Consider the following 11,676-nt stretch of genomic DNA (forward strand, 5'->3'; position numbering starts at 1 on the left):
TCGTTACGTTCTTCCATCTCATATCACCACACTAGATTATTCTGAAGCCGTCCACCAGCACGCAGCGTCTCTGACGGGTAAAGGTTTTGGCGCTTGTCAGCCCTTCCCCTGTCGGCCCTGCGATGGTAAGGGTTGTGAAACCCTCACTCTCATACCCGAGGCCGGATACGGAAGGTCCGTTTTTCACGAAAATGGTTGCTTGGATTTCCTTGGCCATCTTTGTGAGATTGGTAATGTTCTGTGAGTGCATCATGGCTGTATGACGATTTCCTTTTTCCGCCTTCACTGCAAGCTCAATCGCTTTGTCCACATTCGGGACCCTTACGATCGGCAGGATCGGCATGAGCATTTCAGTTTGTACAAGCGGATGGTCGGCAACTGTTTCGGCGATGATCAGTTTCACATTCGCGTCTGCTTTGATGCCTGCCGCTTCCAGGAGGATACGTGCATCTTTCCCGATAAAGTCACGGTTTGGATACGATTTGTCGTTCTTTTTGACCATGATTTTTGCCAACAGCTTATCCAGCTGGAAGCCTTTCAGCTCGATGGCGCCATTTTTGGTCATTTCATTTTTCAGCTCTGTAGCTACCTTATCGACGACAAATACTTCTTTTTCCGCTGTACAGAGGACATTGTTGTCAAAGCTTGCGCCTGTGACAATGTCTTTTGCCGCCTTTGAGAGGATGGCTGTCTCATCCACGACAACCGGAGGATTTCCCGGGCCTGCCGCAATGACTTTCTTGCCTGCCTTCATGGCTGCCTGTACGACAATTCCTCCGCCCGTCACCACAAGTGCATTCACTTTCGGATGAACCATGACCTCATTGGACGTTTCGATATTGGGGTTTGCCACAGAAGTTAATGTGTTCTCTGGCCCGCCTGCCTCGACAATTGCCCTGTTTAGAAGCTGCATCGTTCGGATGGATACCTTTTTGGCACTTGGATGCGGGTTGAATACTACCGTATTCCCCGCTGCGACAAGCGAGATCGAGTTGTTGATGATGGTTGCACCGGGATTCGTTGAAGGCGTGATTGCCCCAAATACCCCGATGGGAGCGTACTCCACAAGTGTCAGTCCGCCGTCCCCGGAATAGGTGGTGCTTACGATATCCTCCACCCCGGGAGTCTTATTGGCCGCAAGGAGGTTTTTGGCGATTTTGTCCGCCACCCTTCCAAGACCGGTTTCCTCTACTGCAAGCTTTGCCAGCTCCTCTGCATGGGACCGGCTTGCCTCGCGCATCTTATCGATCATTTTCTTTCTTGTTTCCAAAGAGGTTTCACGGAGCTTCTCCCACGCGACTCTTGCAGCTTCTGCCGCTTCGTCCACCGTAGTGAATACACCGTTGCCAAGTTGGACATCCTCTTCTGATACAACTGCCGCCTGTACGTTTCCGCCAAGCTGCTGCAGTACCTGCTCCACCATTTTCTTTATGTCGTTTTCCTTTATCTGCACAGATTACTCTCCTCCTTTTTTGAAGGTAAGTGACCCTTCTATTTCAATCTGATCCACTACTCCGACAATGGCTGCATCGACGGGTACACCGTTCGTGATTTCCGTCTGCCTCGCAGAGCTTCCACTGACAACAAGGACCACTTCCCCCACCCCTGAACCGACGGTGTCGATGGCGACGATGGGCTTTCCATCCTCCTCGATGGTTTTCATATCAAGGGGAGTGATGATAAGGAGCTTTTTTCCCTTCAGCTTTTCCGCTTTAGTAGTGGAAACAATGCTTCCTGTCACTTTTGCAATAATCATAGATTTGTCTCCTTTCTAGGAGTCCTGTTTTTTCAGTTGTATCTTGAATTCCCTGGCCAAATCCTTCGCCACTGGAGTCAGCTTGCTTTTCTTTGGCAAATGGAGCTCTTCCAGACCTTCCTGACTCGCTTTTTCAATATGCTTTGCGAGAATAAGAGGCTGTTTTTCATCCCATGCCTGAAGCTGTTCCTTGACCGTACGTACAAGGCTGCTCAATGGCACCCATTTCACCTGATCGGCTTGAATTTGCCTTATGTACCCATCCACCCTGTTCTGCACAGCATGCGGTGCTGAGATCTGTTGATACACATTGAACTCCACTTCGTCTTTCACCACAATCACCGGTTTGCCGAGCATTTGGAATTGAAGGACCAAGGAGGATATCGGATCGTCGTCGATTGTCAACGCAAGTTTGGCGAGCAATTGATAGGACGCAACCGGAAGAACAATGGCCCCAAGTTCATTCAGGAGTCCATTGACATCCTCCCGTTCGAGCCCCTCCAATGGCAAAATGGAATAGCCACTGAATGCATCCGTCTCGGCGAGATATTTCCTGCTCAAAAGCAGCGTTACTTCATAGCGTTCGGAAAGTATCGTAACCGCTTCCAAAACTCCTGTCAGATTACCAGTTTCATAGCCTAGCAGGATGCCAATCGGCCTTTTTTCTGCTCTTTGCTTATTTTCATTCAGATAAGCCTCCACTGCCTCTTGGACGAGCAGCTTAATCTTTTCCTTTACCGTTACATCCACAACCACAGCCTCCCATTCCATTTGATGGTCGTTCAATGGCAATGATTTCACCAAGCGTGCCATTCTGTAGTCCAGCTGCATTTGCTTCATCAAGGTCGATGTGCATTTCCAGCTTGTATCTTTCGGAGGACCGGATCAATACGTTGGAGAAAATCACCCCGCGGTCCCCATCCACCTTTACTTGCACGAGATCGCCATCCGAGACTCCGAATGTCTCTGCATCGCGTGGGTGCATGTGAATGTGGCGCGCAGCACAGATCAACCCTTCTTTTAAGATAAGCTGACCCCGCGGTCCCTGAACGGTGATGGATTCAGAGCCTTTTATATTCCCTGACTGCCTCACTGGAGGTTTGACACCAAGCGTAAATCCGTCAAACAAGGATACTTCCACCTGGGTATCCCCTCTTGCAGGACCGAGGACCCTCACCTTTTCTATCTTACCCTTGGGACCGATGAGTGTGACGGTCTCTTTGGCAGCAAATTGACCAGGCTGGGAAAGGTCTTTTTGCTTTTGAAGCTCATAGCCTCGGCCAAAAAGCCGTTCCACATGCGCAACCGATAAATGAATATGCCGGTTGGAGGCTGCAATCGGAACCATTTTTGCTGATTGCCCCAAGGAGTTCTGGACAACCTCCTGAACGAGCGCTTTAATTTTTTCCCTATCCATTCCTGTTATCACCCCTTTTCAAGTAAGGCTTTTGCCGTATACTGATCGGTAATCAGCACATTTGCATAGCCACCCTTAAGAGCACCCATCATTCCATCGGTTTTCTTGTTTCCACCCGCGACAAGAATGCTATATTCCTTTTTCGTCAGATGTGGTAGTTCGATGCCGATGGTTCTTTCATTCAAGGATTGATTGCTTAGATGCCCCTGTCCATCAATGAAACGGGAACAAATATCGCCGACTGTGCGATTTCGCTTGAGGGTTTCGATATCCTCATCCAAAAAGTAACCCGCACGCATCAACGTGGAATGATCCCCAGGCTCACCAACCGTATAGATCGCAATGTTCGCCTGTATGCCAAGCTCGAGCACTTTTCTTATGTGACGGTCGGCTACAATGGCCTGTTTGACGACAGTATGATCCACCACAGCAGGCACCGGTAAAAAGTGCGGTGTTGTATGGAACGCAGCTGCTAGCCCATTGAGTATTTCAGAAGCGTGGGTATTCAATTCCGAATAGCTGACCCCGCCATTCAACTGAACGATGGTTACATCCTTTACGTTTTTCGGATAGAGCCTTTTGGATAGCTCATAAAGTGTCGTACCCCAGGTGATGCCGATTGTATCTCCAGTTTTCACAATCGAATACAGGTAATCCGCCGAGGCCTCCCCAAGCTTTTCCTTGATCACCCGCTCCTCATTTGAATGGGAGGAGGTGACGACGCAGTGCTTCAGCTGATATCTGTCCCTTAACTGGTTGGCAAGCTCCTGGATATCTTCTGTCGGGTCATTGATGGTTACATGGACGATTCCGTCCTGCTTCGCCTGCAGCAGCAATCTGGATACCGTAGGACGGGAGACTCCCAATTCCTTTGCGATTTCCGCTTGGCTGAAATCCTGTACATAATACATTTTTGCCACTTCCACTAGACGAGCCATTTTTTCATTCGACATGTTCCACTCACCTAAATCTGAAATTATGTTCAATATAACGAGAATTTAATACGCTTCATTACGTGCTCTGGCTGTCGATTCTTAGAGGAAATAAAAGTAAATATGCTCAGTAAGCGTTTACAAATAAAATATTGTTCATGCGATATGAACATATGTTTAATTCTATTATAAACCCACTAAAAATTCTGTCAATACAAGTTATTCTTAATAGTCTAAAATTTATTTATTACTATAATTATAGAGGCACAAGCCATTTTTTTTGAAACCTATTAAACTGCCTATTCCTTTTCAAATAGGAAACATATATTACTAGAAACGACAGAAAGGATGTTTGTATGTATGGCACTTAGATTATTTTTGGCTATTCCGGGAATCCCCGGGAACTCCACTGTTATTCGGTTTGAAGATTCTATTGAACTATTGACCTACTCGTTGAATTTCTTTAATTCCGTTACCTCTCAATCTTTGAGCACCTTTACTGCCTCAAGGGCGACTTTAAGTCCATTGGTAATCACTAAACGGTCAGATAGATCCTCCCTCCCGCTATTATTTAACTTATTAACCGGCAGGACTATCAGGGAGATGACACTTTATGTTACGGATGATACCGGGGGAGATTTTCAAACACTATTCATTTTTACCTTAGAAAATGTTAAAGTTACACAATTCAATCAATCAGGTGAGGATGGGGCAGATTCCCCTATGGAAACCATTAATTTCCGTTACACTAAAATCACTATTGAGTCAGACGCTTTTGATGCGAATCAAGTTCTAACTTATGATACTTCTACCAATAGAGCCACCTTCAGTGATGGAGTAACATAAAAAACAAAAAAACATACGTCCTAATGGATGTATGTTTTCTTTGTTTGAAACCTATTCATTATGATTGTTACTTTCTAATTATCTCTTACCAGAATCAAACGGTTCTCCCACAGCCTTTGGTGCTTGTGAAGACTTGGAGAAAATAATCAGTGCAACAAGTGTTACTACATACGGGAATACTTTCAGGATCACCGGCGGAAATAATGCCAATGATGGAATTACCTGTGATACGTTTGCGATGGTGCTTGCAAAACCGAAGAAAAGGGTTGCTCCAAGGATTCCAAGCGGCTTCCATTGTCCGAAGATCAGGGAAGCAAGAGCAAGGAAACCAAGCCCCGCTACCGTTCCGGAAAACTCGCCCCCGAATGTTACGATGATGATGGCACCGGCAAGCCCTGAGAACGCACCCGAGATCATAACCCCGATATAGCGCATCTTTCTAACGCTGATACCGGCAGCTTCTGCAGCATGAGGATGCTCCCCGCATGCTCTTAGGCGCAGTCCGAATGGCGTCTTATACAGAGCGATCGTGCTGATGATCAAGATGATCAGTACAATCCAGGTTGTACTATATGTTTTAGTGAAGAACAGGCTTCCGATAACCGGAATGTCAGATAAAAAAGGAACGTCAAATGGACGCAAGCCATTGGAAATACGGATGTTCCCGCTTCCTGTAATATTCCGTGCAAGGAAAACCGTGATGGCACCGGCGATCATGTTGATGGCCGTACCACTGATGATCTGGTTTGCACTCAAGTTGATACTTGCAAATGCATGCAACAGGGAGAAAAGCAATCCCACAAGCGTCGCTACAATCAAACCGATCCAGATGGCCTTGGGATCTCCCGGCATGGCTTCTTGCATTTTCATGATCACTAGGGCACCAGAGAAAGAACCTACTACCATAAGCCCCTCTAGTCCGATGTTCACGACACCGCTTCGTTCACTGAATAATGCTCCTAAAGCTGTAATCAAAAGAGGGATTGTAAAAATAATTGCATACGGAGCTATTTGTTGTATGGTTGTCCACATAACCTATTCCCCCTCCTTGGCTTTCACGTTCGTGGATTGTTTGCTTTTACGTTTTTTGATCATAAAGCTGACAAGTCGTTCAATAAGAATACTTGTTGCTGCAAAGTAAATGATGATTGCGATAATGGAATCCGCAATTTCCGGCGGGATGTCTGTCATCGCGTTCATGAATCCGCGTCCGGAGTAAAGAAGACCGAAGAACACAGCTGCCAAAAGAACACCGATCCCGGTATTGGCACCAAGCAGTGCAACCGCAATTCCGTCAAATCCTTGAGTCGGCAGAATACCGATCTGGATACTGTTGGAGTTACCTGCATAATACGCCACCCCGCCAAGACCAGCCAGACCACCGGAGATCAGCATGGAAGTGATGACGCTGCGGTTTACCGCAATACCTGCATACTCTGCTGCGTCACGGTTGAATCCAACCGCCTTCAGCTCATATCCAAGCGTTGTTTTATTGATCACAAAAGAAAAGACAATAACCGCTATGACTGCAAGGAATAAACCTAGGTTGATGTAAGACCCATCAAATGCTTCAGTTAAAAATGGAACTTTAAGGGATGCTGTGTCCGGAAGCTTCTTTGATTCCGTTTCTAAGAATTCCCCTTTAAAATAAGCTGGAACTGCATAATATACCGTCCAGTAAGCGATCCAGTTCATCATGATCGTGGATACAACCTCATGAACATTGAATCTTGCCTTCAACAGACCTGGGATGAATGCCCACAGTGCCCCACCGATGAATCCGACAATGATCATTACCAAAAGCATGATTGGTTTTGGCGCATCAATGGATAAACCGATTGCTACAGCACAAAAACCACCAAATAGCATTTGGCCCGCAGCACCGATGTTGAATAGTCCTGTACGGAATGCAAATGCAACCGATAATCCTGTGAAAATCAACGGTGTTGCTGTTGCAAGTGTATTACCGGTCCTTGAGATGTTCTTCAGACCGCCTTCAAACAAGTATTGATATCCTTCTATCGGGCTGTTTCCCGTGATAGCCATTAATATCGCCCCTGCAATCAGTCCAAGAACGACTGCAATCAGCGAGATAATTCCTGCTCTCATTCGTCTTCCCCCTTCTTCACGCCTGCCATCATAAGACCGATCTCGTTTTCATTTGTGTCTTTTGCGTCCACGATACCAACGAGCTGTCCGTTATTCACGATAGCGATGCGATCCGATACATTTAATACTTCATCCAGTTCCAGAGATACAAGCAGAACGGCTTTTCCTTTATCTCTCTGTTCAATCAATCTCTTATGGATATATTCGATGGAACCTACATCCAGTCCACGAGTAGGCTGAACCGCGATCAACAGCGTAGGATCGAGTTCGATTTCCCTTCCGATGACAGCCTTTTGCTGATTTCCACCGGATAGGGATCTTGTAACGGAAACTGCCCCTTGTCCAGAACGGACATCAAAGCTTTTGATGATATTGTCTGCATGCTTTCTGATTTCAGAGAAATTCAACAGCCCTCTTTTTGAAAATGGCTTTTGATGGTAAAGCTCCAAAACCATGTTTTCTTCAATGGTATAATCTAAAACCAGACCACGTTTGTGGCGATCCTCCGGAATATGGGCAATACCCTTTGCAATCCTTGAACGGATCGGAAGCTTTGTGATATCTGCTCCCTCAAAGGTGATTGTTCCGGAATCGACACTTTTCAACCCGGTGATGCTTTCTACTATTTCAGATTGCCCGTTTCCATCGACACCGGCAATACCAAGGATTTCCCCTTTTCTCAGTTCAAAGGACATATTTTTCAGTCCGAAAACGTCCTTGCTCTGTTTCACGGAAACATCATCCATTTTGAGGACGACTTCGCCAGGAGTACTTTCTATTTTGCTCACTTTGAAGTTAACTTCACGTCCGACCATCATCTCGGCCATCTTTTCCTTGCTCGTTGCTGCAACATCTACGGTACCGATGGTTTTTCCTCTTCGGATGACCGTACATCTATCAGCCATTTCTTTGATTTCCTTCAATTTATGCGTGATGATGATGATGGATTTCCCTTCACCGATCAGGTTTTTCAGGATCTTCCCGAGTTCCAATATCTCCTGTGGTGTAAGGACCGCAGTGGGCTCGTCCAGAATAAGGACGTCCGCTTGACGATAAAGCATCTTTAAAATTTCTACACGTTGCTGCATTCCTACAGATATATCTTCTATTTTGGCATGGGGGTCTACATTAAGGCCGTACTTCACGGATAACTCTTCTATTCTTTTGCTTGCCGACTTTGTATCGAGCATGTAATAGTTGTGAGATTCAGAACCGAGAATGATATTTTCTGTAACGGTAAAGTTGCTCACTAGCTTAAAATGCTGATGCACCATTCCGATCCCGAGCTTCGTTGCAACGTTCGGATTGGAAATTTTCGTTTCATTTCCGTTGATCTTGATGGATCCTCGATCAGGTTGGTACATTCCAAACAGGATAGCCATAAGTGTGGACTTGCCCGCTCCATTCTCCCCTAAGAGGGCATGGATCTCTCCCTGTCTAAGTTGGAGGGTAATATCGTCGTTGGCAACGATCCCGGGAAACTCCTTCCTGATATTGAGCATCTCAACTACATATTCCATATAGCGATTCTCCCTTTTGAAGAGCGTATCCAGTAGGTTTTTTTACCATTTGGACACACTCGAGTATTATTTTTCCAAGAGGACAGACAACTAACCTCTAACAATATAGGCAACAAAAAAGACGGGACAACCCGTCTTTTTTTATTACATTATCAGCTTGCTTTCTCTCTATTACTTGATCAAGTCACCTTGTTCAGAAGCTACTTTCACTTCTCCGGACTTGATTAGCTCGAATACTTCATCAACTTTAGAAGTTGTGTCTTCGCTTAGGTTCGGGTTCTCATCAGGAAGACCAACACCGTCGTTTTTCGCGTCGAAGATTAATGTTTCTCCACCAGGGAACTCTCCGTCTTTTTCAGCTTTGATCATATCAGCCGCAGCTTTGTCGATTTGCTTCATAGCAGAAGTAAGGATAACGGATTTGCCGTCAGCGTATACGCCTTCTTCGTATTGGTCAACGTCTACCCCAACCATCCATACGTTTTCGCCGTCTTGAACACGGTTTTTCGCTTCCGTGATCGCACCAACACCAACACCACCAGCTGCTGCGAAGATTACATCCACACCACGGTCAAACATTTGAGCAGCGATTTGCTGACCAGCTGCCACATCGTCAAAAGTTCCTTGATATACAACATTGTCCGCTTTGATTGTTACGTTTGTTCCAAGGTTTTCATTTGCATAAGCAAGACCTTGTTGGAAGCCCCAGTTGAATTTTTGTACTGGAGGAATTTCCATACCACCGATGAATCCTGCTTCACCGTCTTTAAGCTCTAACGCAGTAGCAACCCCAGCAAGGAATCCTGCTTCATGCTCAGCAAAGAAGATGGAAACTGTGTTCTCTCCCACTACAGGATTGAAATCTCCATTATGTGGAGAACCATCGATTAAAACAAATTTAGCATCTTCGAATTGAGTTTGTGCATTGAAGATAGCTGTTTCAAATTTAAAACCAGGAGTTACGATGAATTTGAAATCTGCATCGTACAGGTTTGTGATTTCTTTAATATAATCTGCTTCTAACGTTCCAGCAGGCTTTAAGTATTTGTTTTTTAGGCCCAATTCTTTTGTAGCTTCTTTAATACCTTCCCAAGTACCTTGGTTAAAAGATTTGTCATCGATCGTTCCAGCGTCTGTTACCATCCCGACTTTAAATCCACCTTTATCTCCGCTGCCGCTGTCACTGCCGCAGCCAACTAAAAACAACATAGTTGTCATGACAGTAATGATTGTAGCTAGTAATCCCTTTTTCATGCCTTAACTCCCCCAAAATTAAAAATTTATAGTAAATTGAAAACCCTTACTAACATTACTATATTCGTAAACTTCCTATTTTTCAACATATGTTTTTAAAAGATGAACAAAATTTCCTGATTATATTTTCCTAGTAAAATATTTTGTCGAAAATTAATAGATAAATAGCGAATTCCTTCAATGGCACCTGGTAGAATTTACATTTTATCAGGGTCATTTGCTACTGGGGTTTTGTCGAATCGGTGTCTATTTTTCACCCTGGAACAGTTTCATTTTCACATAATAAAACCCTATTGGAAAAAAGTTGTTCCATAGGGTTTGCATACTATTTAAACGATCACCTCCAACTGAAGATCACGTGGTTCACGGGCATAGATGGCCGGATGGATTTCCTTGGCAGGAACGCAACCCATCTTTCTATAGAAGTGTTGTGTTTCGACAGAAGGATGTGCACCTATGTATAGTTTGGTGGCACCCATCCTTTTTGCTATCTCTTTGGTCCGATTGAACAGTTTCTCTCCAATACCCTGTCCCCTGCAGTCCGCAGACACATGAATATAGGAAAGCTCAAGGTAGCTGTCACCGGTTCCAAAGGGTTCTGGTTCAATACATGAGAAGCCCACAAGCTTTCCTCCCTTCATGATCGAAATCACTGCACCTCCACCTTCCGCTGCCTTTCTCAAATGTTCGGTAATCTTTCTTCTCTGCTCCATATCCCAATCGTCGATAAAGGAATCCTGTTGCTCCACAAAAACCCTGCTTTCCTGTACATAGACTTTTGTTGTTTGCTGATAGCGGGTAAAACCCTCAAGGAAATCATCCGAAATCTCCTTACCCGTAAGTATTAGCATCTCCAATTTCTTCACCTCTCCATTTGTAAGCACATCTATCTATATTGTATGATTAGTATATTCAAAAACAAACATATAAACATGTATATTCACTACGATTGAGAATATCGTAAAATTTTTCATAGAAGGACGTGGGTACACTGCGAATCAATAAATTCATCAGCGATTCTGGCATAGCATCCAGACGCGGGGCAGATAAGTTAATAGAAGAAGGCAGAGTGAAAATCAACGGCAAGGTAGCCAAGATCGGCGGGCAGGTGGAGCCTGGGGATGAAGTGCTGGTGAACGGGCAGCTCATCCGCATCGCCCGCGATAATGTATATATTGCCTTGAATAAACCGGTCGGCATCACCTGCACAACAGAGAAGCATGTAAAAGGGAATATCATCGACCTTGTCAACCATCCTCTGCGCTTATCCCATATCGGCCGATTGGACAAGGAGTCCGAAGGCTTGATCCTTCTTACGAATGACGGTGATATCATCAATGAGATCCTCCGCCCGGAAAATAGGCATGAAAAAGAATACATCGTCTCGGTCGACAAACCGATCACACCTGAATTTGTGAAGCAGATGTCGGAAGGGGTAAAAATCCTCGGTACCAAAACACTGCCGTGCGACGTGGAGCAGTTATCAAAGTTCGATTTCAAGATCATCCTCACCCAAGGATTGAACCGCCAGATCCGCCGCATGTGTGCCGAGCTCGGCTATGAAGTATATCGCCTTCAGCGCACCCGCATCATGAACATCGAGCTCAACAACCTCCCGATGGGCCAATGGCGCGACCTCAGCAAAAAAGAGAAAAAACAGCTTTTCGCTGAACTGAACTACGAACCAAAAGAATGGTAAAAGATCATAGGGGCCAGACCCCTGTTGTTATGTAAACATGAGAAAGAGGAAGCGCTCATCGGCTTCCTCTTTTCTTATATAGAAGAAAAGTGATCAATGCCAACAAATCTGTACAAATGCAAGAAAAACAAACTTTATTGTAT

12 protein-coding genes are annotated in these 11,676 nt (G+C 45.1%); 2 read left to right on the forward strand and 10 right to left on the reverse strand.

Annotated elements, in window-relative coordinates:
* Positions 1–31: 31 nt before the first annotated feature.
* The 5 genes from JOC95_RS03040 to JOC95_RS03060 are packed head-to-tail and all read right to left on the reverse strand — an operon-like array spanning position 32 to position 4,126.
* Positions 32–1,453, reverse strand: a complete 1,422-nt coding sequence (locus JOC95_RS03040; protein WP_204413236.1) for an aldehyde dehydrogenase — start codon at positions 1,451–1,453, stop codon at positions 32–34.
* Positions 1,454–1,456: 3 nt separating this feature from the next.
* The gene (locus JOC95_RS03045) at positions 1,457–1,756 is read right to left on the reverse strand and encodes a EutN/CcmL family microcompartment protein (protein ID WP_204413238.1); all 300 of its coding nucleotides are present in this window, start codon (positions 1,754–1,756) and stop codon (positions 1,457–1,459) included.
* Between the two features lie 15 nt (positions 1,757–1,771).
* Positions 1,772–2,569: a hypothetical protein gene (locus JOC95_RS03050; protein WP_204413239.1), complete on the reverse strand. Its 798-nt coding sequence runs from the start codon at positions 2,567–2,569 to the stop codon at positions 1,772–1,774.
* Positions 2,478–3,173 carry a phosphate propanoyltransferase gene (locus JOC95_RS03055; protein WP_204413240.1) on the reverse strand — a complete coding sequence of 232 codons (696 nt, stop codon included), beginning with the start codon at positions 3,171–3,173 and terminating at the stop codon, positions 2,478–2,480. Before JOC95_RS03055 ends, JOC95_RS03050 begins: the two co-directional genes overlap by 92 nt.
* An 8-nt stretch (positions 3,174–3,181) precedes the next feature.
* Positions 3,182–4,126, reverse strand: a complete 945-nt coding sequence (locus tag JOC95_RS03060) for a sugar-binding transcriptional regulator (protein WP_204413241.1) — start codon at positions 4,124–4,126, stop codon at positions 3,182–3,184.
* A 339-nt stretch (positions 4,127–4,465) separates the two neighbouring features.
* Here JOC95_RS03060 and JOC95_RS03065 point away from each other — a divergent pair, with 339 nt between their 5' ends.
* Complete coding sequence (locus tag JOC95_RS03065; protein ID WP_204413242.1) at positions 4,466–4,951, forward strand: Hcp family type VI secretion system effector; 486 nt, start codon at positions 4,466–4,468, stop codon at positions 4,949–4,951.
* Positions 4,952–5,029: 78 nt separating this feature from the next.
* Here JOC95_RS03065 and JOC95_RS03070 read toward each other — a convergent pair whose 3' ends face one another.
* From JOC95_RS03070 to JOC95_RS03090, 5 genes are all read right to left on the reverse strand, one after another.
* The gene (locus JOC95_RS03070; protein ID WP_204413243.1) at positions 5,030–5,983 is read right to left on the reverse strand and encodes an ABC transporter permease; all 954 of its coding nucleotides are present in this window, start codon (positions 5,981–5,983) and stop codon (positions 5,030–5,032) included.
* Positions 5,984–5,986: 3 nt separating this feature from the next.
* The gene (locus JOC95_RS03075; protein ID WP_204413244.1) at positions 5,987–7,060 is read right to left on the reverse strand and encodes an ABC transporter permease; all 1,074 of its coding nucleotides are present in this window, start codon (positions 7,058–7,060) and stop codon (positions 5,987–5,989) included.
* The gene (locus JOC95_RS03080) at positions 7,057–8,580 is read right to left on the reverse strand and encodes an ABC transporter ATP-binding protein (protein ID WP_204413245.1); all 1,524 of its coding nucleotides are present in this window, start codon (positions 8,578–8,580) and stop codon (positions 7,057–7,059) included. Before JOC95_RS03080 ends, JOC95_RS03075 begins: the two co-directional genes overlap by 4 nt.
* Positions 8,581–8,751: 171 nt before the next feature.
* A complete protein-coding gene (locus JOC95_RS03085; RefSeq protein ID WP_204413246.1) occupies positions 8,752–9,834 on the reverse strand; it encodes a BMP family lipoprotein in 1,083 nt (360 codons plus the stop codon).
* Positions 9,835–10,163: 329 nt separating this feature from the next.
* Positions 10,164–10,685: a GNAT family N-acetyltransferase gene (locus tag JOC95_RS03090; protein ID WP_204413247.1), complete on the reverse strand. Its 522-nt coding sequence runs from the start codon at positions 10,683–10,685 to the stop codon at positions 10,164–10,166.
* A gap of 140 nt (positions 10,686–10,825) precedes the next feature.
* Here JOC95_RS03090 and rluF point away from each other — a divergent pair, with 140 nt between their 5' ends.
* Positions 10,826–11,533: a 23S rRNA pseudouridine(2604) synthase RluF gene (gene rluF, locus JOC95_RS03095; protein WP_204413458.1), complete on the forward strand. Its 708-nt coding sequence runs from the start codon at positions 10,826–10,828 to the stop codon at positions 11,531–11,533.
* Positions 11,534–11,676: the final 143 nt, after the last annotated feature.

The organism is Sutcliffiella tianshenii, from assembly GCF_016908565.1.
In the GTDB taxonomy this organism is placed as follows: domain Bacteria; phylum Bacillota; class Bacilli; order Bacillales; family Bacillaceae_I; genus Sutcliffiella_A; species Sutcliffiella_A tianshenii.